Source organism: Lentzea terrae (genome assembly GCF_003265345.1).
GTDB lineage: Bacteria > Actinomycetota > Actinomycetes > Mycobacteriales > Pseudonocardiaceae > Lentzea > Lentzea terrae.
In genome coordinates this window covers 275351-299904 of record NZ_QFWW01000007.1, presented here as the reverse complement: position 1 = coordinate 299904, position 24554 = coordinate 275351, and the positions used below count along the sequence as shown (strand labels likewise).

At 67.7% G+C, this 24554-nt stretch carries 25 protein-coding genes; 13 read left to right on the top strand and 12 right to left on the bottom strand.

Annotation, left to right across the window (positions count from 1 at the left end; translation table 11 throughout):
- Nucleotides 1–9: 9 nt before the first annotated feature.
- A complete protein-coding gene (locus tag DI276_RS13400; protein WP_112263622.1) occupies nucleotides 10–1035 on the top strand; it encodes a saccharopine dehydrogenase family protein in 1026 nt (341 codons plus the stop codon).
- 15 nt (nucleotides 1036–1050) lie between these two features.
- Here DI276_RS13400 and DI276_RS13395 read toward each other — a convergent pair whose 3' ends face one another.
- The 4 genes from DI276_RS13395 to DI276_RS13380 form a co-directional block, all read right to left on the bottom strand.
- Nucleotides 1051–2241, bottom strand: a complete 1191-nt coding sequence (locus tag DI276_RS13395; protein WP_157984691.1) for a hypothetical protein — start codon at nucleotides 2239–2241, stop codon at nucleotides 1051–1053.
- 134 nt (nucleotides 2242–2375) lie between these two features.
- Nucleotides 2376–3377 (bottom strand): lipoyl synthase, encoded by a 1002-nt coding sequence (gene lipA, locus DI276_RS13390; RefSeq protein ID WP_112263819.1) that lies wholly within the window; start codon nucleotides 3375–3377, stop codon nucleotides 2376–2378.
- A gap of 227 nt (nucleotides 3378–3604) precedes the next feature.
- Nucleotides 3605–4495 (bottom strand): oxidoreductase, encoded by an 891-nt coding sequence (locus DI276_RS13385; protein WP_112263620.1) that lies wholly within the window; start codon nucleotides 4493–4495, stop codon nucleotides 3605–3607.
- Entirely contained in the window at nucleotides 4492–4800 is a 309-nt protein-coding gene (locus DI276_RS13380; RefSeq protein WP_112263619.1) for a hypothetical protein, read from the bottom strand. Before DI276_RS13380 ends, DI276_RS13385 begins: the two co-directional genes overlap by 4 nt.
- Nucleotides 4801–4889: 89 nt before the next feature.
- On the opposite strand from DI276_RS13380, the gene DI276_RS13375 reads away from it, so the two are divergent.
- The 3 genes from DI276_RS13375 (at nucleotide 4890) to DI276_RS13365 (ending at nucleotide 7085) form a co-directional block, all read left to right on the top strand.
- Nucleotides 4890–5480 (top strand): TetR/AcrR family transcriptional regulator, encoded by a 591-nt coding sequence (locus tag DI276_RS13375; RefSeq protein WP_112263618.1) that lies wholly within the window; start codon nucleotides 4890–4892, stop codon nucleotides 5478–5480.
- A 66-nt stretch (nucleotides 5481–5546) separates the two neighbouring features.
- Complete coding sequence (locus tag DI276_RS13370; RefSeq protein ID WP_157984690.1) at nucleotides 5547–6227, top strand: SDR family NAD(P)-dependent oxidoreductase; 681 nt, start codon at nucleotides 5547–5549, stop codon at nucleotides 6225–6227.
- Nucleotides 6228–6479: 252 nt separating this feature from the next.
- The gene (locus tag DI276_RS13365; protein ID WP_112263616.1) at nucleotides 6480–7085 is read left to right on the top strand and encodes a response regulator transcription factor; all 606 of its coding nucleotides are present in this window, start codon (nucleotides 6480–6482) and stop codon (nucleotides 7083–7085) included.
- A 78-nt stretch (nucleotides 7086–7163) separates the two neighbouring features.
- Here DI276_RS13365 and DI276_RS13360 read toward each other — a convergent pair whose 3' ends face one another.
- A complete protein-coding gene (locus DI276_RS13360) occupies nucleotides 7164–8291 on the bottom strand; it encodes a sensor histidine kinase (RefSeq protein ID WP_157984689.1) in 1128 nt (375 codons plus the stop codon).
- Nucleotides 8292–8678: 387 nt separating this feature from the next.
- Here DI276_RS13360 and DI276_RS13355 point away from each other — a divergent pair, with 387 nt between their 5' ends.
- The 3 genes from DI276_RS13355 to ilvN are packed head-to-tail and all read left to right on the top strand — an operon-like array spanning nucleotide 8679 to nucleotide 11486.
- Entirely contained in the window at nucleotides 8679–9494 is an 816-nt protein-coding gene (locus tag DI276_RS13355; RefSeq protein ID WP_112263614.1) for an AfsR/SARP family transcriptional regulator, read from the top strand.
- A gap of 19 nt (nucleotides 9495–9513) precedes the next feature.
- Nucleotides 9514–11220: an acetolactate synthase large subunit gene (locus DI276_RS13350; RefSeq protein ID WP_112263613.1), complete on the top strand. Its 1707-nt coding sequence runs from the start codon at nucleotides 9514–9516 to the stop codon at nucleotides 11218–11220.
- Entirely contained in the window at nucleotides 11220–11486 is a 267-nt protein-coding gene (gene ilvN / locus DI276_RS13345; RefSeq protein ID WP_112263612.1) for an acetolactate synthase small subunit, read from the top strand. The genes DI276_RS13350 and ilvN overlap by 1 nt, the downstream gene beginning before the upstream one ends.
- Before the next feature lie 70 nt (nucleotides 11487–11556).
- Here ilvN and DI276_RS13340 read toward each other — a convergent pair whose 3' ends face one another.
- Nucleotides 11557–12039, bottom strand: coding sequence for an SRPBCC domain-containing protein (locus tag DI276_RS13340; protein ID WP_112263611.1), 483 nt, complete (start codon nucleotides 12037–12039; stop codon nucleotides 11557–11559).
- Nucleotides 12040–12200: 161 nt separating this feature from the next.
- Here DI276_RS13340 and DI276_RS13335 point away from each other — a divergent pair, with 161 nt between their 5' ends.
- The 3 genes from DI276_RS13335 (at nucleotide 12201) to DI276_RS13325 (ending at nucleotide 15686) form a co-directional block, all read left to right on the top strand.
- Entirely contained in the window at nucleotides 12201–12626 is a 426-nt protein-coding gene (locus tag DI276_RS13335; RefSeq protein ID WP_198680614.1) for a nuclear transport factor 2 family protein, read from the top strand.
- A 19-nt stretch (nucleotides 12627–12645) separates the two neighbouring features.
- Complete coding sequence (locus DI276_RS13330) at nucleotides 12646–13725, top strand: acyl-CoA dehydrogenase family protein (protein ID WP_112263610.1); 1080 nt, start codon at nucleotides 12646–12648, stop codon at nucleotides 13723–13725.
- Nucleotides 13726–13934: 209 nt separating this feature from the next.
- A complete protein-coding gene (locus DI276_RS13325) occupies nucleotides 13935–15686 on the top strand; it encodes a DHA2 family efflux MFS transporter permease subunit (RefSeq protein ID WP_112263609.1) in 1752 nt (583 codons plus the stop codon).
- Between the two features lie 64 nt (nucleotides 15687–15750).
- Here the strand turns inward: DI276_RS13325 and DI276_RS13320 are convergent, their stop codons facing one another.
- Nucleotides 15751–16224 (bottom strand): hypothetical protein, encoded by a 474-nt coding sequence (locus DI276_RS13320; RefSeq protein ID WP_112263608.1) that lies wholly within the window; start codon nucleotides 16222–16224, stop codon nucleotides 15751–15753.
- Between the two features lie 145 nt (nucleotides 16225–16369).
- Between DI276_RS13320 and DI276_RS13315 the strand changes: the two genes are divergently transcribed.
- Complete coding sequence (locus DI276_RS13315) at nucleotides 16370–17842, top strand: amino acid adenylation domain-containing protein (protein ID WP_157984688.1); 1473 nt, start codon at nucleotides 16370–16372, stop codon at nucleotides 17840–17842.
- A 48-nt stretch (nucleotides 17843–17890) separates the two neighbouring features.
- Here DI276_RS13315 and DI276_RS13310 read toward each other — a convergent pair whose 3' ends face one another.
- Both DI276_RS13310 and DI276_RS49895 read right to left on the bottom strand, forming a co-directional pair.
- Nucleotides 17891–18931: a ketoacyl-ACP synthase III family protein gene (locus DI276_RS13310; RefSeq protein WP_112263606.1), complete on the bottom strand. Its 1041-nt coding sequence runs from the start codon at nucleotides 18929–18931 to the stop codon at nucleotides 17891–17893.
- Between the two features lie 9 nt (nucleotides 18932–18940).
- Complete coding sequence (locus DI276_RS49895; protein ID WP_157984687.1) at nucleotides 18941–19165, bottom strand: acyl carrier protein; 225 nt, start codon at nucleotides 19163–19165, stop codon at nucleotides 18941–18943.
- 211 nt (nucleotides 19166–19376) lie between these two features.
- On the opposite strand from DI276_RS49895, the gene DI276_RS13300 reads away from it, so the two are divergent.
- On the top strand, nucleotides 19377–19748 hold the full coding sequence (locus tag DI276_RS13300) for a hypothetical protein (RefSeq protein WP_157984686.1): 372 nt from the start codon (nucleotides 19377–19379) through the stop codon (nucleotides 19746–19748).
- 48 nt (nucleotides 19749–19796) lie between these two features.
- Here the strand turns inward: DI276_RS13300 and DI276_RS13295 are convergent, their stop codons facing one another.
- Nucleotides 19797–20633 carry an NAD(P)H-binding protein gene (locus tag DI276_RS13295; protein ID WP_157984685.1) on the bottom strand — a complete coding sequence of 279 codons (837 nt, stop codon included), beginning with the start codon at nucleotides 20631–20633 and terminating at the stop codon, nucleotides 19797–19799.
- A 116-nt stretch (nucleotides 20634–20749) separates the two neighbouring features.
- Between DI276_RS13295 and DI276_RS13290 the strand changes: the two genes are divergently transcribed.
- On the top strand, nucleotides 20750–21958 hold the full coding sequence (locus DI276_RS13290; RefSeq protein ID WP_157984684.1) for a cytochrome P450: 1209 nt from the start codon (nucleotides 20750–20752) through the stop codon (nucleotides 21956–21958).
- A gap of 35 nt (nucleotides 21959–21993) precedes the next feature.
- On the opposite strand, the gene DI276_RS13285 is transcribed toward DI276_RS13290, so the two are convergent.
- Both DI276_RS13285 and DI276_RS13280 read right to left on the bottom strand, forming a co-directional pair.
- The gene (locus tag DI276_RS13285; protein ID WP_112263601.1) at nucleotides 21994–23400 is read right to left on the bottom strand and encodes an MFS transporter; all 1407 of its coding nucleotides are present in this window, start codon (nucleotides 23398–23400) and stop codon (nucleotides 21994–21996) included.
- On the bottom strand, nucleotides 23397–24521 hold the full coding sequence (locus tag DI276_RS13280; protein WP_112263600.1) for an epoxide hydrolase family protein: 1125 nt from the start codon (nucleotides 24519–24521) through the stop codon (nucleotides 23397–23399). The genes DI276_RS13285 and DI276_RS13280 overlap by 4 nt, the downstream gene beginning before the upstream one ends.
- Between the last annotated feature and the right edge of the window lie 33 nt (nucleotides 24522–24554).

Sequence of the window (24554 nt, the reverse complement as noted above, 5' to 3'; positions counted from 1 at the left end):
GGTCGCGGCATGACGTGGATGGTCTACGGCGCCAACGGCTACACCGGACGCCTCATCGCGGAGCTCGCCGTCAAGCGTGGTGAACGCCCGATCCTCGCGGGCCGCTCAGCCGAGAAGGTCGAACCGATCGCCGACGCCCTGGGGCTGGAGCACCGGGCGTTCGACCTGAGCCAGGCGACGGCGCACCTGGAGGACGTCGACGCCGTCGTGCACTGCGCGGGCCCGTTCGCGCACACCGCCACCGCGATGGTCGATGCCTGCCTGAAGACCCGCACGCACTACCTCGACATCACGGGTGAGATCGACGTCTTCGAGTCCGTCGGCCTGAGGGACATCGACGCGCGCAAAGCCGGCATCGTGCTGTTGCCCGGCGCCGGGTTCGACGTCGTCCCCACGGACTGTCTCGCCGCGATCCTGGCCAAGGCCCTGCCCAGCGCCACCCACCTCGACCTGGCGTTCGTCGTCGGGGGAGGAGCGAGCGCCGGCACGACCAAGACGTCCGTCGAGGCCGCCGCCGTCGGTGGCCGGATCCGCGAGAACGGCGAGCTGAAGAGCGTCCGCATCGGGCACCGCCGCCGCACCGCCTACTTCCGCTCAGGGCCGCGCGAGGTCGGCAGCATCCCGTGGGGCGATGTGTCCACTGCGTACCGCTCGACCGGCATCCCGAACATCACGACGTTCACGCTCGTCCCCGGCGTGCTCGGGCCGCTGCAGCAGGTGTTCGCGCCCGTGCTGCAGACGCCGCTCGTGCAGAGCGTCGCGAAGACCGTCGCAGGGAAGGTCAAGGGCCCCGACGAGCGCAAGCGCGCCAACACCAGGGCCGAGGTGTTCGGCGAGGCGTGGGACGCCAAGAACAAGGTCGAGTGCGCGATCACCACGCCGAACGCCTACAGCCTCACCGCCGACTCCGTGCTGCGCGCCATCGGCAAGATCAACGGAGTCGCTCCTGGATCGCACACGCCGTCCAGCGCGTTCGGCGCCGACTTCATCCGCGAGCTCGACGGCGTCGTCGCGAGCGAGGTCCGCTTCAGCTAGCCACAAGCAGGTGTTTCACGAACGACCAGCTTTGTCGGCGAGGTATCGATCGATCGCCTTGATGTCGCGGAAGTGTTCGTGGCGGTAGTTCGGGAAGTTCTCGTCTCGCTGCTTCTTGGTCGAGCTCAGTCGCACGTCCTTGAACGGCACGGGGTCCGACGGCAGGGGGCCCGCGTTGGTGATGACCAGACAGGTGACCTGCTGGGAATCGGTGTGGGTGACGAGTTGGTAGATCCGGTGCATGCCGTCGACGACGACGTGCCTGCCGTCGGACTGCCTCTCGACGATCGGTGGCAGCATCAGTCGCTGTCCGCGGCTGCTCTCGATGACGCATGGTTCGAAAGGGTCGAGGCCGAATTTCTGGTATCCGTCGATCAAGGACGCCGCGCTCGGCAGCTTTGCGGTTTTGACCGTTTTGCAACAGGACTGCAGCGAGGTGCATGAAAGCTTTTCGATCGAGATGTCGCCGAGCGTGAGGTCTCGATAATGCGGGATCTGCGACAGAATTTGATGCAGGTCGTTGGCGGACAGCTTGCGCCGATCCAAGATTATCCCCGGTGGAAGGCTTGCCCAGATGGAGCCGAAAAGCTGGTGGAGCATTGCTATGTAGTTGATGTCTTGGTCGGGGAGGTACCGGCGAGCCTCGTAGTCGAACGAGCTGTCGGTGCCGGGCCGCCCTGGCGTCAGCGTGATACGCGGCTTCGGCGTCTTGACGACTGTCAGCGCGGTGCCCTGGTCGAGGCCAACTCTCGCGTCGGCCACCAGGCCGCGTACCTTCACCAGTTCGCCGTCGTAGTACTTGACCTCGACGCCTGCTTCGAGCAGGGTGCGGACCTGGCCGAGCAGGACGGGTGTCGACGGCCACCTGCACAACACGAGTATCGAGGTGCCTGCGCGAGTTCGCTCGGCTATCGCGCTCTTGTTCTGCCGAGCCCACGACACGTCGCCGGCGAACACCTCGACGGACGAATCTGCTCCGGTCAGCACAGTTCGCCAGGCGAGATCGACTTTTTCTTTTCCCTGAAACCTGTTGGGATCGCGGCGGACGAGTTGTAAGAGAACGAGAACGGTGAATGCGGCGAAAGAGGCGATGATCGCTGAGATTGCGATAGTTCTGTTCACGGGTATCAGCTTGTCCAGCGTCATCCCGGTGATGCCGACGGCGATGGCCGCCCACTGAATCGTGTTGACCAATCGCTGCTTCATCGCCGCCCGCTCTTCAAGTATTCGCCCCGATGAAGGGTGATCGTCGGGGATAGCCGGCTTGTTACGCCTGGGCCTGAGCCGGAAACAGAAAAGCAGGTCGACCGAGAGGTCGACCTGCTTCTCGAGTGCTGCGATCAGCGCGGGGCGAGCAGGCTCGTGATCTCCTGCGACGCCGAGACCGTCAGCAGGTGCTGGAGGTTCTCCGGCAGCTCCTCGCCGCGCGCCTGCTTGGCCTGTGCGTAGAGGCGGCCGGCGCGGTAGGAGGAGCGGACCAGCGGGCCCGCCATCACGCCGAGGAAGCCGATCTCCTCGGCCGTCTCCTTGTGCTCGACGAACTCCTCGGGCTTCACCCAGCGCTCGACCGGGTGGTGCCGCGGGGAGGGGCGCAGGTACTGGGTGATGGTGATGATGTCGCAGCCCGCGTCGTAGAGGTCGGCGAGCGCCTCGGTGACTTCCTCGGGGGTCTCGCCCATGCCGAGGATCAGGTTCGACTTGGTCACCAGGCCGAACTCGCGGGCCTTGGTGATCACCTCGAGGGAGCGCTCGTAGCGGAACGCCGGGCGGATGCGCTTGAAGATCCGCGGGACGGTCTCCAGGTTGTGCGCGAGCACCTCGGGACGGGACTCGAAGACCTCGGCGAGCTGCTCGGGGACCGCGTTGAAGTCCGGGATCAGCAGTTCGACGCCGGTGCCGGGGTTCAGCTCGTGGATCTGGCGGACGGTTTCGGCGTAGAGCCACGCGCCGCCGTCGGCGAGGTCGTCGCGGGCGACGCCCGTGACCGTGGAGTAGCGCAGGCCCATCGCCTGGACCGACTCGGCGACGCGGCGGGGCTCGTCGCGGTCGAGGTCGGCGGGCTTGCCCGTGTCGATCTGGCAGAAGTCGCAGCGCCTGGTGCACTGCTCGCCGCCGATCAGGAACGTGGCCTCGCGGTCTTCCCAGCACTCGTAGATGTTGGGACAGCCGGCCTCTTCGCAGACCGTGTGCAGGCCCTCGCGCTTGACCAGACCCTTGAGCTCCCGGTACTCGGGGCCCATCTTCGCCCGCGTCTTGATCCACGAGGGCTTCTTCTCGATCGGCGTCTGGCTGTTGCGGACCTCGAGCCGCAGCAGCTTCCGACCCTCAGGTACCACAGTCACCACCTCACCCTACGCTGCGCCCTCGCGTGTCCGGCGTCACGCACGTCCGGCCGAGGATAAGTGCCAGAACAAGGCTGCCGGTCGAGGATTCGTTGTTCACGATCCGTTGTTCACGGACGTTCTGTCGAACATGAACAACACCGGCCGGATGAAGATGTTCCCGGCCCGGAGGTGACGACCGGGCCCGCCGGCGCCCTCCCCGCCCCCCGGTGAGGGCGTCGGCCCCGTTACGGCAGGTCAGGCGTGATGCCCGTGAGCTTGATCGTGAGCTCCCACAGGCGGCTCGCGGCGAGGTCGTCGCGGGCGGCGGCGGTCATCCGTGCGACGGCCGGGTAGCCGCGATAGCCGTTGAAGCTGTCCGGGCCGTAGTACTGGCCACCCCGCGCGTCGGGGGACGTCGCCGCGTAGAGCTGTGGAAGTGCGCCCATCTCCACGGACTGCGAGAACAGGTGGCTGATCTTGCCGCCGAGTCGCAGGAGGAACGAGTTGTGTGCGCTGGCCATGTTGTTGGTCAGGTCGGTGACCGTGACGCCCGGATGCGCCGCGATGGACGTGACGTCCGATGAACGCCGTTCCAGCTCACGTGCGAACAGGATGTTTGCGAGCTTCGACTGGCCGTAGGAGCCGCGGTAGCTGTACGAGCGACGCTCCCAGTTCGGGTCGTCAAAGTTCATGTGGCCGTACTGGTGCGCTAGAGAGGCGACCGTGACGACGCGTGCGCCGGGACGTTGCCTCAACGCGGGGAGCAGCAGCCAGGTCAGGGCGGCGTGGCCCAGGTGGTTGGTGCCGAACTGGCGCTCGAAGCCGTCGACGGTCTTGCCGTGCGGAACGGCCATGATGCCCGCGTTGTTGATGAGCACGTCCAACGCGCTGACTGACTCAGCAGCAGCACGCACAGAGCTGAGGTCGGCGAGGTCGAGCTCGAGGACCTCAGCCGACCCCTGGACCGTGCGCCGTGCCTCCTGACCTCGGTGGACCGAGCGACAGCCCATGATCACGTGGGCCCCCTTGCCGGCGAGCACCTGGGCGGTGCGCAGGCCGAGACCGGAGTTCGCGCCGGTCACGAGGACGGTGCGGCCGGTCTGGTCGGGGATGTCGGCTTCGGTCCAACGACTCATGGAGTCATTCCTACCGTCCGGTAACTGCCGAGCGAAAGGTGTGCGTCCAGCACCGCGCGCAACACCGGCTCGTCGGCGGCGAGCTCGGCGGTGACGAGGTGCTCGTCGACGGGGCCCTCCAGTGCGGCGGTCTCCATGCGGGCGGTCAGCTTGTTCTGCCAGCGGTGGTCGAGCGCCAGCAGCAGTTCGTGCAGTGAGGAGAAGACGTCCGGATCCACGATCAGCGGCGCGGACGGGTCGCGACGGGCGTCGCGCAGCACGGCGTCGAGCGCGTCACGGCGGCGGTAGTGGTCTGCCCAGCCCATGTCTCGTACCCCCGGTTTCTCGCATACTCTTGGTATGACACGACCATACCACCGGTACGTACCGTCGGTATGTGAGATACGTTTCGGCTGTGCGAACACGGCGTGCCGAGTACTCGGAGTCGACCAGGCAGGCCCTGGTCGACAGCGCGGTCGACCTCTTCACCAAGCGCGGGTACGCCGGGACCTCGCTCGACGAGGTCGTCAAACGCGCCCGCGTGACGAAGGGCGCGCTCTACCACCACTTCAGCGGCAAGCAGGCGTTGTTCGAGGCGGCGTTCGCCCAGGTCGAGACGCAGACGATCGAGTCGCTCACCGCGGTGGTCACCGCCGACGGCGACGCGTGGGAGATCGCGACCGCCGGACTGCGCGCGTACGTCCGGAAGTGTCTGGACCCGGAGTACCAGCGGATCATCATCCACGAGGCGCCGGTGGTGATGGGCTGGGAACGCTGGCGCGAGGCGGAGGAGCACTTCAGCTTCGGTCTGCTCCGCACGGCCGTGCAGCTGCTCGTGGACGCCGGGGAGATCGAGGACCTGCCGGTCGAGATCATGGCCCGGCTGCTGTTCGGAGCACTGTCCTCGGGCGCCAGCACCATCGCCAGCTCGTCCGACCCGAAGCGCACCGGGCGCGAGGTCGAACGCGCGATCCTGCGGGTTCTCGAGGGATTGCGCAAGAAGTAGTCGAGTCGCTCCCTAGCGACCGGGCGCAACGTCGATCACCACGCGGACAACGAGGTGGTCAGCATCATGATCGAACCGGTCAACACGCGCCTGGGACTCGACGGAAAGATCGCTCTGGTCACGTCGGGAACCCACGGGCTCGGTCTCGCCATCGCGAGCAAGCTCTGCGACAACGGCGCCCACGTCATCCTCACGACATCCGACGACGACGTCGACCTCGAGCGCGCCAAGACCGTGCTCGCCGGCAAGCCGGGCTCGGTGACGGTCACCCAGATGGACATCCACGACGAGCACTCGGTGCGCCTCCTGCTCGACCAGATCAAGCAGGAACGCGGGCAGCTGGACGTCTTCGTCCACCACGCGGCGTCGCCGGACCTCACGCCGTTGCTCAACATCGTGGAGCCGCTCGCGAAATCGCTTCAGGACGGTGGTCGCGTGGTCATCGCCGGTTACACGGTCACCCCCGTGCACGGCGTGATCCGGACACTCGCCCTGGAAATGGCCTGGTACCGGGTCGCGGTGAACGCGGTTGTCACCACGGTCGTCGACAACGGACCCATGAACATCGACCCCGACCTGGTCGACCGGCTCGCGATCAAGAGCCCGTCCGGCCGCGTGACCTTGCCCGAGGACATCGCCAATGCCGTTGCGCTGCTCTGCACCGACGAAGCCGCGTGGATCCAAGGACAGGTGATCACCGTCGACGGCGGGCTCGAACTGCTCGAACGGTGGGGCGAGACGCGCTGAATCGCCTGCATGGGTACCGAATCGGTACTATCGGGCCGTGCTCGCGGCGCTCTCGAGCCGTCCCGGTTCCCGATTCGGTCCCTGCGCTATCCGTGAGCGACCGGTAACCGGATGTCATCCGCCGATTACCGTTATTAATTGGTCCTAGCGCATCTGGAGTAACGCCTGGCGCAGTCGGCCGCAATGCTTGTCCTGCGTGGTCACCGTCTGTAAAACTCAATTTGGTGACCTGGGGGCAAGCAAGGGGGTCGGATGATCAGAGTGCTACTCGCCGAGGACGTGCAAATGGTCCGCGGTGCTTTGGTCGCCTTGTTGAATCTCGAACCGGATATTGAGGTCGTCGCCTCCGTAGCAACAGGTGACGAAATCGTGGCGGCGGTTGCGAAGAACAAACCGGACGTAGCGGTCCTCGACATCGACCTGCCCGGTATGGACGGCCTTTCCGCCGCCACCGTGATCCACGACACCGTCCCCGAGACCCGCACGCTCATTCTCACGAGCCTGGGTCGTCCGGGCACCCTGCGTCGAGCCCTGAACGCCCGCGTCAACGGTTTCATCCTCAAGGACGCTCCGGTAGGCGAGCTGGCCGACGCGATTCGCGGGGTCTCGGTCGGACGGCGCGTCATCGACTCCCAGCTCGCGCTTTCGGCGTGGGACACCGACGAGTGCCCGCTGACGCCACGCGAGTTAGAGGTTCTGAGGCTTGCGTCCGACGGCGCCGACGCGATGGAGATCGCCACGACGCTGTTCCTGTCCGTCGGCACTGTCCGCAACTATCTGACGGCGGCGACGGCCAAGCTCGACGCCCGCAACCGCGTGGACGCCGTGCGCATCGCGCGCAAGTCCGGCTGGTTCTGACCTGCGCCTTCCAGCCTGCACCTGTTGACGTGCGCCATTGCAATGACACGTTTGCTGTCGACCGCAAACGAGCTGTTGCTAGGCGGCGGGCGGTGCTGGGATCGCGGCGTGGACGTGGAACGAGCCGTCGCCGACGTGGCGGGCGGTGAAGGTGCCGCCGGCGGCCTTGACGCGTTCGGCCTGGTTGCGGACGCCGTTGCAGTCGGCTGAGGCCGCGCGGTCGGCGGCGCCGTCGTTGATGACGTCGAGCAGGACTGTCGTGCCGGACTGGTGCACGCCGATGGTGCACGTGCGGGCGTCGCTGTGGCGCAGGACGTTGGTGACGGCCTCGCACAGGACGGCGGCGAGGACGGTTTCGACCGGCTCCGGGAGGGGGTCGTGGTCGAGTTCGACGCGAACGTCGATGTTCGACGCGGCCAGCATCGCCTTGGCCGAGGCCGAGGTGTCTGCCAGCGACAGTGGACGGTATGCGCGGGCCAGAGAGCGCACGTCAGCCAGGGCGTGGTGGGTGATATCCAATATATCGCTGATGTGCTCGCGGGCGTGTTCCGGACGGTCGGCGACGATCTTGTGGGCGAGCTCGCTCTTCAGCTTGATGGCGCTGAGGCTGTAGCCGAGGAGGTCGTGCAGGTCGCGGGCCACGCGGACGCGTTCGGCGGCGACGGCGTCGACTGCGTCGATCGGGGTGCTGAGGGCGACCCCGGAAGACCGGACCTCCGGGACGGCTTCCGGAGCGGTCAGGGAGCGGTGGGTGGCGAAGCCGGTGGCGAAGCCGGTGGCGAGGCCGGCGAGCAGTAGGGCGGTGGCCGCCGTGGCCATCATCGCCTCGCCGTGCGCCGTCTGGGCCAGGCCGGTCGCGACGACGGTGGCCACGAAGGCCGACCAGCCGAACGCCGGGCGCAGGACGACGAGGGCGTTGCCGGCGACCAGTCCCGCCACACCGGCCCAGGAGTGGCCGAACAAAACGTACGGCAGCACCAGCAGGACGCCCTGGGCCGCCAGCACGAGGTGGCGCTGAACCGGGCGGAGAGACCGGAAATAGGTCACTTGCAGCAGAACAAGTACTGCTAAATCAATGACCGACACCGCCAATTCGGTGATCTCGCCGACGAGAAGTAGCGCGCGGGTCAGGTCGGTCAGGCAGACCGCGGCGAAGACCGCGACGATGATCGCGCGGTATCTCGGTATCGCAGCCGATGCATTCACGTGCCCCCCAAGAGCTAACCGCTCCAGAGCCAAAACCCAGCGCGGAACTCCGGGCGAAACACCGCGTACGGCGTCCGCCCGACGCGAATACTAGACACGCGAGGGCAGATCAGGTCGGCAACTGTATCGGTTCAGAACGCCAAGGAACATTGATCCACCGCTCAATTTCACGCCAACGGACCAGTATTTCTGAGTGGCGTTACCTGGAGTGATCGAGCAATTACGGCATGGATCGGTTTGGGTTCGTTCGAGGCTATGAATATTTCACGTCCGGCGCAGTAGTTCGCCATCCGAGAGTCATGGCCGGATACGTGGCGTTCGATAGCCCGGCTCAGGTGAACTTGATGGCACGACCAAGTCGACCGCCGCTGAGCAGGGGAGGCTCCAATGGAGATCAAGGTTCTCGGACCGCTGGAGGCACGGGAGAACGGCGTCTCGATCGCGCCCAGTGCGGTGAAGCCCCGTCAGGTGCTCTCACTGCTCGGCCTGCAGGCCGGACACGTCGTCACGGTTCCGACGTTGATCGAAGAGCTTTGGGGGATGACACCGCCACGCAGCGCACTCACCACGCTGCAGACCTACGTGCTGCAGGTGCGCCGGCGCATCGAGGCGGCCATGCCGGGCGACGGTCCCGGCGTCGCGAAGAACGTTCTGGTGACCCGCTACGGCGGCTACATGCTGGACGTGCCGCCGGAGAGCGTGGACGTCCGCAGCTACGAGCGGCTCGCGAGTGCGGGTCAGCGCGCGTTCGAGGTCGGCGACCTGGAGTCCGCGAGCCGGCTGCTGCGCAGCGCCGCCGAGGTGTGGCGCGGACCGGTGCTGGTGGACGTGCAGATCGGCGTCCGGCTGGGCATGGAGGTCACCCGGTTGCAGGAAAGCCGCCTCGGCGTGCTGGAGACCCGCATCGAGGCCGACCTCCAGCTGGGCAAGCACCAGTCGCTGCTGAGCGAGCTCTCGGTGCTGACCGCGCAGCACCCGATGCACGAAAACCTTTGCGCGCAGTACATGCTCGCGCTCTACCGGGCGGGCCGGCAGTGGAAGTCGCTGGAGGCCTACCAGGCGCTGCGGGACACGTTGATCGAAGAGCTGGGGCTTGAGCCGTCCGAAAGGCTGCGTCAGTTGCAGCGGGCGATCCTGAGCTCCGAGCCGTCGCTCGACAAGCCGCTGTCCCCTCGCCAGCTGGAGCGCCAGCTCGCGGGCTGAGAGTAGTTCGGGAGCAACCGTGGATACCACCGGTGCAGGTGCGTTGATCAAGGCGCTCGAGGACGTCGGCTGCGAGGTGATCTTCGGCATGCCCGGCGGGGCGATCCTGCCCGCGTACGACCCGCTGTACGAGTCGAAGATCCGGCACGTCCTCGTGCGCCACGAGCAGGGCGCCGGCCACGCCGCACAGGGCTACGCGCAAGCGACCGGACGAGTCGGTGTGTGCATGGCGACATCAGGACCTGGGGCCACGAACCTGGTGACGCCACTGGCGGACGCGTACATGGACTCGGTGCCGATCGTCGCGATCACCGGTCAGGTCTCCAGAAGTGTGATCGGCACGGACGCCTTCCAGGAGGCGGACATCCGCAGCATCACGTTGCCGATCACCAAGCACAGCTTCCAGGTGCACGATCCCGCCGACATCCCGCGGGTGATCGCGGAGGCGTTCACGCTCGCGCTCACCGGACGGCCCGGACCGGTGCTGGTGGACCTGCCCAAGGACGTGCTGGCCACCGCCACCACCTACACGCCTCCGAAACCGGCCGCGCAGTCCCGTCCGGTGCTCTCGCCGGTGCAGATCCGCAACGCCGCCCAGCTGATCGGGAGCTCCCGGAAACCTGTGTTCTACGTCGGCGGGGGAGTGATCCGCAGCGGTGCGGCGGCGGAACTCCGCAAGCTCGCGGAGAAAACCCGCATCCCGGTCGTCACCACGCTGATGGCGCGCGGCGCGTTCCCCGACTCGCACGAGCTGCACCTCGGGATGCCGGGCATGCACGGCACGGTGCCCGCCGTCGCCGCACTGCAGAAGGCCGACCTGCTGATCGCGCTGGGGACCCGGTTCGACGACCGGGTCACCGGGCTGCTGCCGCACTTCGCGCCGCACGCCGCGGTGGTCCACGCCGACATCGACCCGGCCGAGATCTCCAAGAACCGCAAGGCGGACGTCGGCATCGTCGGCGACTGCCGGGACGTCCTGGCCGCCCTCACCGCGGTGGTCACCAGGGCTCCCGACCTCACCGGCTGGTGGGAGTACCTGGACGGCCTGCGCACCACCTACCCGCTCGGCTACGACTGGCCGGCGGACGGCATGCTCGCCCCGCAGTACGTGATCGAACGGCTCAGCACGCTCGTCGGTCCGGAGGCGATCTACACGGCAGGCGTCGGCCAGCACCAGATGTGGGCCGCGCAGTACGTGAAGTACGAACGCCCCGGCTCGTTCATCAACTCCGGTGGCGCCGGCACGATGGGCTTCGCGGTCCCGGCGGCGATGGGCGCACAGGCGGGCGCACCGGACCGCACGGTCTGGGCGATCGACGGCGACGGCTGCTTCCAGATGACCAACCAGGAGCTCGCGACCTGCGCCGCCGAGGGCATCCCGATCAAGGTCGCGATCATCAACAACGGCAACCTCGGCATGGTCCGCCAGTGGCAGACCCTGTTCTACGACGGCCGTTACTCCAACACCAGGCTCGGCACCCACGACCGCCATCCCGACTTCGTGCGGCTGGCGGAGGCGCTGGGCTGTGTCGGCCTGCGATGCGAGACCAAGTCCGAAGTGGACGGAGCCGTGCTCGAAGCCATGGCGGTCCGCGACCGGCCCGTCGTGATCGACTTCGTGGTGGGACAGGACGCCCAGGTGTGGCCGATGGTCGCCGCGGGCACGGGCAACGACGAAGTCATGGCCGCGCGGGGCATCCGGCCCCTGTTCGACGAGGAAGAGTGATGACCAGACATTCGCTGTCGCTGCTACTACGCAACGAACCCGGCGCGCTGGCGCGGATCGTCGTGCTGTTCTCCAGCCGTGGCGTCGACGTCGAGTCGCTGAGCCTCGGACCGGCCGAACGGGGCGACCTCTCCCGCCTCGACGTGGTCGTGGACCTGCAACCGGGACGCACGCCGGCGCAGCTCATCAAGCAGCTCGGCCGGATCGTCGACGTGAAGAGCGTCGTCGACCGCACTCACGACGAAGCGATCGAGCTGGGCGCGTAAGCGAAACGGCCGCCCCGGAGGCTTGGGGCGGCCGTTTCTTTTTCACAACGCCTGAGATTTCCGGGGGTTCTCAGGCGGCTCTCGGGATGTGCTTGTCCACCACGGCGGCGTACTTCTCGAGGGTCTCGCCGGGTGACGGACCGTCGAGCGCCTTGTGGATGCTCTCGGCGATCTCACCGTGGCGGTGCAGGTCGGCGTGGGTCAACGTCACCTTCGTGGTGGTCGGGCCCACGACCTCGAAGTCCACCTTGATGAACGAGGCCTTGTCGTCTTCGAAGATCGGCTGCCAGTAGGGACCGACCCGCCACGTCATCACGAGGCGCTTAGGCGGGTCCCACTCGGTGATGGTGCCCCAGGCGATCTCCTCGCCGTCCGCACCGCGCTCGAAGTAGCGCCCGCCGACGAACGGTTCGATCGTGATGGCCTGCCGGTCCTTCACGAACACGTGCGACTCCGGCCACCACTCGATCGGCTTCTCCGCGAAGATCGCGAACGCCTGCTCGATCGTCGCCTCGACCGTCACCGACTTGGCGACATCGGGAGTTGAGGCCATGTGGCCCTCCTCGCGAGTTGGGATGAAAACAGTCGGGGTCGACCGTGCCCTGCCCGTCTCAACCCCACCTTGAACCGGCGTGGAACCAGGACGACTCGACCGGATGTCCAGCGGGGGCACCCATATTCGCGGTAGCGAAACCGGCAGACCGAGGAGTTGTCGTGTCCCCAGTCAATGTTGCGGTCCACATCGAGGTACAGACGTTCTACGCCCGGCAGATGCGGCTGCTCGACGCGTTGGACGTGGAGGGCTACGCCCAGACGTTCACCGAGGACGGGGTCACCGACCACGCCCACCGCGGTGAGAAGGTCGAGGGCCGCGCCGCCCTGATCGCCGGCGCCAGCGCCGCGCTGCCCCGCTACAAGGGCGTCGCCGTGCGGCACTGGAACGACCACTACCTGATCGAAGAGGTCGACGAGAACACGCTGAACGTCAGCTACGCCTCGCTCGTCACGCGCACGACCGAGGAAGGCCAGGTCAGCTTCGAGCCGACGTTCTCCATCGAGGACGTGCTCGTGCGCATCGACGGCACGCTCTACACCAAGTCCCGCACCATTCACCGCGACCTGCCCGTTCAGGCTGCCTGATTTCCCAGGAGGTGACGAGGTGCAGGCTCAAGACACCGGCCTCGCGGCGGCGGCGGAGAAGGTCAAGCTGCTCGCGGCAGAACACGCCGGGCAGGCCGACGCCACCCGCAAGCTGGCCCCCGAGGTCGTGGAGGCACTGCGCGAAGCCGGGTTCGCGCGGCACTTCGTCGCAGCCGAACGCGGTGGCGCACAAGGAACTTTCGCCGAGCTGACGCAGGGCGTGTTCACCGTCGGCCAGGGTTGCGCGGCTGCGGCGTGGTGCGCGTCGCTCTCCGCCTACTCCTCCCGGTTCGCGGGACATCTGCCGCAGGCGGGACACGAGGAGCTCTGGGCGTCCAGTCCGGACACGTTCGTCGTGACGGCGTTGCCGCCCATGGGCAAGGGCACGACGATCGACGGCGGGCACCGGCTCAGCGGCCGTTGGACCTACGTCAGCGGGGTGGACTTCGCGGACTGGGCGCTGCTGTGCGGCGTGGTCGGCGAGGAAGGTCGCTTCTTCGCACTGCCGCGCAAGGACTTCGCCGTCCTCGAGACGTGGGACAGCATCGGCATGCGCGCGACGAGCAGCCACACCGTGGTGGTCGACGACGTGTTCGTGCCGGAGCACCTGTCGTTCCCGCGTTCGGACATGCTGGCGGGCACCAGCTGGTCGCCCGTGCCGAGCCACAACGTCCCGTTCCAGGCGGTCGGCGGCCTCACGTTCGCCGCTCCGACCGTCGGTGCGGCGATGGGAGCGTTCGACGCGTGCGTCGCGGTGCTGAACGGCAAGAAGCAGTCCGTGACCTCCGCGGTCGACCTGGTGCGCGCCGGCGCTCAGGTCGACTCGGCACGAATGCTGGTGGAGCAGAACGCCAAGGTGATCGACGACCGCGAGTTCACCCCTGCGGCGATGGCGCGCAACGAACGCAACGGCGCGTACACGGCCGAGGTCCTGGTGGACGCCGTCGGTGGTCTGGTGCGCGCCGCCGGCACCAGCGGGCTCGCGGAAGGCAGTGCGCTGCAACGGTTCTGGCGTGACGTCGTGAGCAGCTCCAGTCACATCGCGTTGCGGTACGAGACGGCTTCGGCGCGGACCTACCCCGCCTCGTTGTTCGGCTGAGCTGGAATTTCCGGCCCTGGCGTCCACGTGCGACGCCAGGGCCTTCGGCGTGCCCGCGATTCGCTCCGCCACGACCTGACCCGGACTCAAGCGGAGGGGATCACGCTGGGGGCCATCGACCGGCAGTCGTTTGGAGACAGGAGGTGGGAAGTTCCTTCACCCATCGCCTGTCGTGCGCAGCGAAAAAATCAGTCACTTGAGGAGAAATCGTGACCTCCACCAATACCAATCCCGACCTGGAGTCGCCACCGGCGACTGCCGCTGCGCAGGCGGCTGAGGTCGTCGACGCGCCGGCGGCCGACCCGCGCCGCTGGGCCGCGTTCATCATCATGACCGTCGCGACGTTCATGGACATGCTGGACGGCAGCATCGTCAACGTCGCACTGCCCGCGATCCAGGCGAACCTGGGCGCGAGCTTCGTGCAGCTGCAGTGGATCACCGCGGGCTACGTCTTCGCGTTCGCCCTCACGCTGATCACCGGCGGCCGTCTCGGCGACATCTACGGACGCCGCCGCATGTTCCAGCTCGGCGTGCTCGGCTTCGTCGTCACGTCGTTCCTGTGCGGCATCGCGGTCAGCCCCGAAATGCTGGTCGCCTCCCGTCTCGCCCAGGGTCTCGCGGCCGGTCTGATGGTGCCGCAGGTCATGTCGATCATCCACGTCACCTTCCCCGACAAGGAGAAGGGCGTCGTCTTCGCCATCCAGGGCACCATCGGTGGTCTCGCCGCCACGATCGCGCCGCTCGTCGGTGGCCTGATCATGGCCGCGAACATCTTCGACTGGGACTGGCGGCCGATCTTCCTGATCAACGTGCCGATCGGCATCGTCGGTTACCTCCTGGGCTGGAAGTACATCAACGAGTCCAAGGCGCAGGAGCGCATCAAGCTCGACCTCATCGGTGTCGTCCTGGCCACGGTCAGCTTGACCGCACTGCTGTTCCCGCTCACCTTCGGCCGCGAGCTGCACTGGCCGGCGTGGGGCTTCGTGCTGATGGCGGCTTCCGTCGTGGGCTTCCTCGGCTTCATCGCCTACGAGCGGGCCAAGCAGCGCAAGGACGGCATGCCGCTCGTGCCGCTCAACCTGTTCAAGTCCCGCAGCTTCTCCGCGGCCCTCGCGCTGATGCTGGGCATGTTCACCTTCACCGGCATGTTCATGCTGGCGCTCTACCTGTTCCTGCAGGAGGGTCTGGGCTTCTCGCCGCTGCGCACCGGTGTCACGCTGCTGGCGTTCTGCATCGGCGCGTTCATCACCGCCTCGGCCTCGGTCGTCGCGTTGGTGCCGAAGTTCGGTCGTGCCGTCCTGCAGGTCGGTGCCGTGGTGATCGCCGTCGGTATCGCGGTGTTCCTGCTGATGCTCAGCCCGGACATCACCAGTTGGGGCCTCGTGCCCGGACTGCTGCTGATCGGTCTCGGCTTCGGCATGACCGCCACCCCGATCGCGCTGTTCGCACTGCAGGAGGTGCCGCACCAGGACGCGGGTGCGGCGTCGGGCCTGATCAACACCAAGCAGCAGCTCGGTTTCGCCGTCGGTATCGCGATCGTGACGCTGGCGTTCTTCTCCCCGCTGGCCGCCGACGGCGCGTCGAACGCGAACTCGGTGGCGCCGCAGGTCCGTCAGGAACTGGTCGCGGCCGGTGTGGCCGAGGCCAAGGCCGACGAGCTGGCGAACGCCTTCAAGGCGTGCTCCTCGAACAGCCTCGCCGGCACGCCGGACGCCGCGGGTGCCGCCTGCGCGACGCTGCAGCAGGACGCGCAGGCCAAGGCGATCGCGGACAAGTACGCCCACGAGGTGGCGAACAAGTCGTTCACCTCTGCCTTCAACACCACGCTGTACGTCGGTTTCGGGTTCGCCGCACTGGCGCTGATCCTGGCTTCGTTCCTGCCTCGCTGGCTGAAGCAGGAGGAGTGGGGAGCGCCGGCTGAGGACGCCGCAGAGGGTTCTGAGGAGCCCGCCAAGGCGTGAGTTTCCCGTCGAAAGCCAGAGGCCCCAGGCGAACGTGCCTGGGGCCTCTGGCCGTTTCAGCGCTTCAGATGCGGAACGCGGCACCCTCGATGTCGACGGGTCCCTGCCACGGGGTGCCGTCGTTCATGTTGATGTAGGTGTGCGCCTTGGTGGTGAACTTCTTCTTGTTCGCGCTGATCTTGCCCAGGTGGCTCGCGTTGATCGAGCCGACGGGGTTGCCGTTGGGGTCGCGGTGGGCGTGGTGGGTGATCCAGAAGCTGAACTGGCCGTCCTTGGCCGCCGTCCAGATGCCCCTGCCCTCGAGCTGGTCGGGGTAGTCCGGCTTGGTCTTGCAGTGCAGCTGGTAGTCGGCGGTGAAGTCGCAGAACAGCGGGGTGAGGAGCGGCGGCTCCTCGATGTGGATGGTCACCGTGAGGTCCCAGCGGCCGACGAGTGCGTTCTCGTAGTTGGGTTTCGCGGTGGCACCAGCGGCGGCGACGACGGGGACTGCGAGCGCACAGGCGGCCACGGCGGCCAGTGCCTTCTTGCGGACGTTCATGGGGGATGCGCCTCCGGTCGAGGTGGGCAGCGGACGCGCTGAGTGTTGTTCGGGCAGCTCAAACACCCCTGTAGCGCCAGTTGTGACCCGAGGAGCCCTTGAGCCGGGTTGCCGACGATTGACCGAAAGCGAGAGGAGCTGGGGCATGTCCACATCGGTGACCGACGCGTTTCGCTGCCGGGCGGCCAGAACGCCCGATGCCGTTGCGGTGTCGGCGGAGCAGGGTTCGTTGACGTACGCCGAGCTGGACACGTGGTCCGACGCGCTGGCCGGCGAGCTCGTCGAGGCCGGCGTGCGGCCCGGTGACCGGGTGGCGGTGTGCCTGGAGCGGTCCGTGCAGCTCGTGGTGGCGCTGCTCGGTGTGCTGAAGGCCGGGGCGGCGTACGTGCCGATCGACCCGGAGGATCCCGAGTCGCGGGTGTCGATGATGCTGGCGGATGCCGACGTCTCGCTGGTGATCGGGCAGTTCTTCGCCGGGTTCACGACCTTGAAGGTGCCGCCGCGGTCAGGGCGGTCCACAGTGGACCTTCCGGGGGTGGCTCCCGAGGACCTCGCCTATCTGATGTACACCTCGGGCTCCACGGGCAAGCCGAAGTCCGTGATGGTCGAGCACCGCAACATCACCAACCTGGTCACCGCGCCGAACTACGTCGAGATCGGTCCCGCTGACCGGTTCCTGCAGCTCGCGCCGGTCGCGTTCGACGCGGCCACGTTCGAGATCTGGGGCGCGCTGCTCAACGGCGCACGGCTGGTGCTCGCACCGCCCGGCGTGGTGCAGGCCGAGGAGCTCGGCGACCTGCTGCGCGTCAACGAGATCAGCATCCTGTGGCTGACCGCCGCGTTGTTCCACCGGCAGATCGACGTCGACGTCGACGCGTTCAAAGGCCTGCACACCGTCCTGTCCGGCGGGGACGTGCTGTCCGTGCCGCACGTGCGGGCGTTGCGCGAAGCCGTGCCGGAGCTGCAGATCGTCAACGGCTACGGGCCGACCGAGACCACCACGTTCGCCACCTGCCACCGCATCGGCGCGGACGAGGACCTGGGCGGCGCCGTGCCGATCGGCGTGCAGCTGCAGAACGTCGAGGTCGTCGTGGTCTCCGACGGCAAGCCGGTGCTGGACGCGCCGGGCGAGCTGTGGATCGGGGGAGCGCAGGTGTCGCGCGGCTACTGGAAGCGGCCCGACCTCACCGACGAGAAGTTCGTCCGCGGCAGCTGGAACGGTGAGCGCTACTACCGCACCGGCGACCAGGCGCGGAAGCGCGCGGACGGCGTGGTCGAGTTCCTCGGCCGCATCGACGACCAGTTCAAGCTGCGCGGCTTCCGGATCGAGCCGGGTGAGGTCGAGAACGCGCTGACCGAACACCCGCAGGTGCGCAACGCGGCGGTCGGCGTCCGCACGCACCCCAACGGCGACCGCCGGCTGGTGGCCTGGATCGTGAAGTCCGGCGACGAGCTCGACAAGCGGGCACTGCGAACCCACATGCGCGCGAACATGCCCGAGCACATGGTGCCGGCCGGGTTCGTCGTCGTGGACGAGCTTCCGATCACGAGCAACGGCAAGACCGACCGCAAGGCGTTGCCGGAACCGGACTGGAACTCCAAGTCGCTCTACATCTGACACACGCGAAAGAGGGGCTTCCCGTGGGAAGCCCCTCTTTCGCGTGTGTCAGATCCAGGAAGGACGTTCGAGGATCTCGACCACGGCGGCGGTCCACACGTAACCGGCGCCGGAGGACTGCATCACCACGAAGTCGCCGGGCTTCGGGTCGCGGTCGGCCAGCACGTGGTCCAAGCCGAGCGCGAGGTCCGCGGTGCCGACCATGCTGTACTGCTTGGCCCAGTCGTAGGCCGTCGACTCGCGCTTCACCCCGAGCAGGCCGCAGATGCCGTGCGTGACAATGGTTTCCGCGAGCTGCTGGTGCAGGAAGAACCGCGCGTCCGACAGTACGATCTCGGCCTCGTGCAGGACCTGCTTGAGCGAGTGCTGCACGCCGCCCGCGATCTTGCCGACCATCTCGTCGAGGTCGACGTCCGCGTTCTGCAGGTAGTCCTCCATGCTGCGGTTGAGCTGCAGCGTCTCGCCGCCCTCGAACGGTGACACGGTCCACTCCTGGTAGCCGCGCGACATCTGCTCCAGCGACGAGTCGGCGTAGGAGTAGATCGCCCGCACCCGAGCGAAGCCGGACCTGTTCGACAGCACCAACGCGCCCGCGCCGTCGCCGTTGACGTTCTGGTCCTCGGAACTCCACCGGTCGATGTACGGCAGGTGGAACGCGTCACCGGCGGTGACGAGAGCCGCCGAGAAGTCCTTGTGCGAGCCCACATAAGCCGCCGCGAGGTCGACGCCGGCCAGGAACCCGTTGCAGCCCTGCCGCACCTCGAACGCGGGCCCGGTGCCGCCGACGGTGTTGGCCTGCACGTAGCTCGCCGGGGTCCACAGGTCGAGGCCTTGGTGCGACAGCGAAGCGTGCACGGTCAGGCCGAACTCGTCGTGGCTCAGCCGGGAGCGCTCCACCGCCTGACGGCCGGCGATCGCCGCCATCACCGGGCCGGTCTCACCGGGCGCGGCGATCCGCAGCTCCCGGTAGCCGTTCATGGCTTTCTTCTCCTCGGTGTACCGGCCGGCCGCGATGGCCTCGTCCACCGTCTCGACCTGCTCGGGCAGATACGTGCCCACACCGGCGATGTACAGGTCATTCCAGCGCATCAGAAACTCCTAGGCTGCCTGGTCCAGGTGCTTGGCGACGGCACGCGCCGTCGGGTCCTCGTAGAAGCTGCGCAACGTGACGCGGACGCCGTACCGCTCGTGGACCTGCTTGACCAGCTTGGACGCCAGCAGCGAGTGGCCGCCCAGGTCGAAGAAGTGGTCCTCCGGCTCGATCCCCGGCACGCCGAGCACCTCCCCGAACAGCTCGCAGAGTTCGGTCTCCCGTTCGGTCATGGCGGTAACTCTGCTCCTGCCGGGTCGAAACGGGCTTGTGCCGCAACGGAAAACCGCGCGTTCGAGCTGAGCTGCAGTCGTTCCTGAGGACGTTGGTCCACGGTTGCGCGCGTCCGTCGCACGCACACCGGGACTGGGAGCCACACAGATGCAGACGTTCTTCGCGCGCATAACAGCCATGACAGCCGTTGTCCTGCTTGCCTTATCGGGCTTGACCGCCACGGCGAACGCGACCAGCTGCACACCTGTGGGCACGTGGACGGGCTACGTGACCCGCACGGACGGAGACCACCCGACCAAGCTGGTGTTCAAGGCCAACGGGAGCGCCTTCGTCACGAACGAGCAGAACACCACGACCAAGGGCTCGTGGTGGGCCACCGGGAACAACACGTTCCACTACAAGTTCCGCGGCGAGAAGGTCTACGACGAGAACGGCGTCTACTTCGCCTACGTCGACTTCGACCAGGACGCGGTCCAGAGTGGACCGAACAACTTCACCAGCTCCGGCCCGTCCACGTTCTTCCTCGCGGACGGGACGAACCTGGGCACCTCGACCATCACCTTCACGATGACGCGCAGCTGAACTGGAGCAGCCGGGGACGCTGCTCCGTCCCCGGCTGCACCTGGCAGGTCAGGCCAGGAACGAGCCGTGTTCCTCGACCCACTGGCGGAAGGTGCGGCCCGGCTTGCCGGTGATCCGCTCGGCCGTGGCGCTGGTGTCCGCGACGACGCCGACCGCGGCCTCCCACTGCGCGAGCAGTGAGGCGAGGATCGGCGGCGGCACGAAGTTCGACATCTGCGCCTCGCCCTGCTCGCGGGTCAGCTCGTTGATCACGAGGTCGCGGCCGAGCACCTCGCCGATGATCTCCAGCTCCTGCCGGAACGTGAGCGACTCCGGGCCGGTCAGCAGCACGGTCTGGTTCTCGAGCGACGTCTCCGTCAGCGCGACCACGGCCACGTCGGCGATGTCGTCCTCGTGCACCGGGGCGACCTGCGCCTCGGGGAAGACCTGGTCGATGGTGTCGCCCGCCTGCAACGAGTAGCTCCAGCCGAACGCGTTGCTCATGAAAGCGCCGGGCCGCAGGATGGTGTAGGTCAGGCCGGAAGCGACGACCGCGTCCTCCACGATCTTGTGGTGGTGGGCCAGCGGGTCGTTCTCGGAACCAGGACCCTCGACGGTGCTGGACGACAACAGGACGATCTTCTCGACGCCCGCCTTCTCGGCCTCGTCGAGAAACTTCGCGATGCCGTCCGGCTCCGCGTACAGCAGCACCTTGGAGACGCCGGCGAGGGCCGCGACGAACGTCTCCTGGTCGTTGAGGTCCAGCGCGACGGTCTCCACACCGTCGGGGACGTCGAGCTCCGCGGGGTTTCGGCCGGACGCGCGGAGGCTGTGACCCGCCGCGTAGAGCCGCTGGAGCACACGACGGCCGACGTTGCCGCGCGCCCCGGTGACGAGGATGGTCATGGTGGATCTCCCGAATAGGGTCGTTCGCCTGGATGTCCGATCACGCTCAGCGTCCATGCGATCACTCGAACGGCACTAGACCGGGCTTCAGGTCGTGCCGCCTAACGTGCGGAAACATGGCTTCCTTTCCTGTTCCCGGATCCAGCTACCGCGGTCCGGCACCGGAGTTCGCGGAATTCCGCGCGTCGCAACCGGTCGTGCGCCTGCCCGCAGCCGGTGGCGGGCAATGCTGGGTTGCCACGACGCACGAATCGGTCCGAGCGGTGCTGGATGACGTGCGGTTCTCCCGTGCGGCGTCTTACGAACCGACGGCGCCGACGTTCCCGGGACTGTTCCAGGCGCCGCCCGGCATGATCATCTCTTTGGACCCGCCCGCGCACACGCGATTGCGCGCCCTGGTCTCGCAAGCGTTTTCGGTCGACCTGATCGAGGCCATGCGACCGCGAATCCGCCGGCTCGTGGGCGAGCTGCTGGACCGTGCGGGCGAGGAAGCCCTGGACGGGCCGGTGGATCTGCTCGGGAAGTTCACGTTCCCGTTGGCCATCATCGCGATCAGCGACCTGCTGGGTGTTCCGGCCGGCGAACGCGACACCTTCGCGCGGCTGATCCGGGAGTTCGCCGCGGTGGACGCGCCGGAGCTCGCGGCCGCGGCGGGGGAGAAGCTCGGCGAGTACATGGCCGCGTTGGTGTTCGGCAAGATGAACGCGCCCGGTGACGACGTGTTGTCCGCGCTGACGCAGGTCCGGATCGGCGACGACAAGCTGGAGGTCGGTGAGCTCATCGGCCTCGGATACACCTTGCTGGGCGCCGGTGGTGACTCCACCGCGTGTCACCTGGCCAGCTCGATCCTGACGTTGCTGGGGCACCACAACGACGTCTGGGTGCGACTGGGCGAGCACCCCGAGGAAGTGCCGGCCGCGGTGGAGGAGCTCCTGCGCTGGATCACGTTGTCCACCAACGACACGACCGGCCTGCCGCGGATCGCGCTGGAGGACGTGACGCTGTTCGGCGTCACGATTCCCAAGGGAGACGCGGTGTTCGTCTCGACGAACTCGGCGAACCGCGACTCGCAGGTGTTCGCAGACCCCGACCGGCTGGACTTCCAGCGAGCGGACAACGACCACATCGCGTTCGGCTACGGCATTCACCGCTGCCTCGGCGCCCCACTCGCCCGCATCGAGCTCACCACCTCGTTCGAAGAGCTGACCCGGCGCTTCCCGGCCGCTCGCCTCGCGGTCGCGGAACAAGACCTCGAGTGGCAGAAAGCCGACATGAACCACCGGCTCGTCGCGCTACCCGTTGACCTGCACGGCAAAGGATTCTGAACGCGGAAGGCCCCCGAGACCGGGGGCCTTCCGCGTTACTTCTTGCGTGGCACCGCGAAGGCGGCCAGCGCGCCGCAGAACGTGAAGACGCCGGCTGCGAACAGCGCGAGGCCGTAGCCGGAGCCGAGGGCGTGCCGGAGGGGTTCGCCCTGGGCCAGCAGGGAGTCCGCGCGGGCCGACGACATCGTGGCGAGCACGACCAGGCCGATCGCGCTGCCCATCTGGCGGATCGTGTTGAGCAGACCGGACGCCAAACCCGTTTGTTCACGCGGAACCCCGGACGTGGCGGCGTTCGTGGTGGCGTTGAGGACGGCGCCCATGCCCAGGCCCAGCAACGCGGCCGGCACGAGGATCGAGCCGAGGAACGTCGACGTCTCGTCCGCTGTGGACAGCCAGAGCAGGCCGACGCACCCCATGAGCAGGCCGACGATCAGCACCGGCCGCGGACCGACCTTGGGCACGATCCGGGCCACCCCGAAGCCGCCGAGCGCGATGCCGACCGACAGCGGGAGGTAGCTGAGGCCGGTGGCGAGCGGGCTGAAGCCCAGCACCTGCTGCATCACCAGGGTGAGGAAGTAGAAGGTGCTGAACAGGGCCGCGATCGCGAAGAACGCCACGATGTTCGCGGCGGTCACCGAACGGTTGCGGAAGATGCCGAGCGGCATCAACGGGTGGGCGGACTTCGTCTGCTGGCGCAGGAACAACGCGAACAGGATCACCGCGAGCACCAGCGAACCGCTGACCTGCCACGAACCCCAGCCCAGCTCGTGCGACCGCGCGATGCCGAAGACCAGTGCCATCAGGCCGATCGTCACGGTGATCGCGCCCGGCACGTCGAGGCTCTTGCGGCCGCCGCCACTCACGGTCTCCGGCACGGCGGCGCGGATCATGGCCACCAGCGCGATGCCCAGCGGCACGTTGATCAGCAGCACCCAGCGCCAGCCGAGCGACTCGGTGACGACACCGCCGAGCAGCACACCGACCGCGCCCGCCGAGCCGGACACCGCGCTCCACCAGCCGAACGCCTTGGCGCGGGCGGTGGGATCGGTGAACGTGGTGCCGAGCACGGTCAACGACGCCGGTGCCATCACGGCCGCGCCGAGGCCCTGGAACCCGCGGGCCGCGATCAGCGTGCCGGGTGAGGTCGCCATGCCGCCGACCGCGCTCGCCACGGTGAACAGCGCGGCACCGAAGAGGAACACCCGGCGCTGCCCGAACAGGTCGGCGAGCCGGCCGCCCAGCAGCAGGAACCCGCACACTGCGATCGTGTACGCGCTGTTGACCCACTGCAGGTCGTGCCGCTCGAACTTCAGTTCCTCGAAGATGGACGGGAGCGCGACGTTCATGACCGACGCGTCCAGCACGTTCATGAACTGGGCCAGGCAGCAGACCGTGAGCACGAGGCCGAGCTTGGTGCCCGGCCTGCTCATCGTGGCCGTCATGCGCGCACCATGCGGAAGAACGTCCGCAGCTCCTCGACGAGCACGTCCGGGTTCTCCAGCGCGGGGAAGTGGCCGCCGGACGGCATCTCCTTCCAGTACCGCAGATCCGTGAACCGGTGTTCGGCCCACGGCCTGGGCATCCGCGCGTCGGCCGGGAACACCGAGAACCCGGTCGGCACGTCGACCTGGGTCAGCGGCGACTTGTTGTAGCTCTCCCAGTACAACCGGCCAGACGAGGCGGCGGTCGCGGTGAACCAGCAGACGGACACCATGTCCAGGATCCGGTCGCGCGGAATGATCTTCTCGGCGTCGCCGTCGTGGTCGCTCCACGACCAGTACTTCTCACCGGCCCAGCCGAGCTGGCCGACGGGCGAGTCCGTCAGCCCGTACGCGAGCGACTGCGGCTTGGTGTTCATCACCGCCGCGTACGCGGACTCCTTGGCGGCGAACTCCTTCAGCGCGCCGAGCCCCCGGTAGTCCTCTTGGGACAGTTGGACGTCACCCTCCGGTGCGGACGCGAACGGCATGACGAGGTGGATGCCGTCGAGGTGGTCCGGCGCGATGTGGCCGAGGATGCCCGTGATGAACGAGCCCCAGTCGTTGCCGTGCGCGAAGAACCGGTCGTAGCCGATGCGGCCCATCAGCGTGACGAAGGCCGCTGCGATCCGTTCCAGCGTCCAGCCGGTTCCGGTCGGCTTGTCGCTGAACCCGTAGCCGGGCAACGAGGGTGCGACGACGTGGAACGCGTCGGCCGGGTCCGGTGGGTTCGTCAGCGGCTCGATGATGTCGAGGAACTCCGCGACCGAACCGGGCCAGCCGTGCGTGAGCAGCAACGGCCGTGCCTGCGGATGCGGTGAGCGGGCGTGCAGGAAGTGGATGCCCACCCCGTCGATCGACGTTTTGAACTGGGGGATGGCGTTGAGGCGTGCTTCCGTCGCGCGCCAGTCGTAGAGGTTCGCCCAGTACTCGGCCAGTTCCTTGGCGTAGGCCAGGGGCATGCCCTGGGACCAGTCGTCGACGGTCTCCGCGTCCGGCCACCTGGTCGCCGCCAGCCGCCGCCTGAGGTCAGCCAGTTCGGAGTCGGGAACATCGACCCGGAACGGCACGAGTGCAGTGTCCATGGCGGAAAAGCTAGGTAGAGCAGCTTGAGCCGC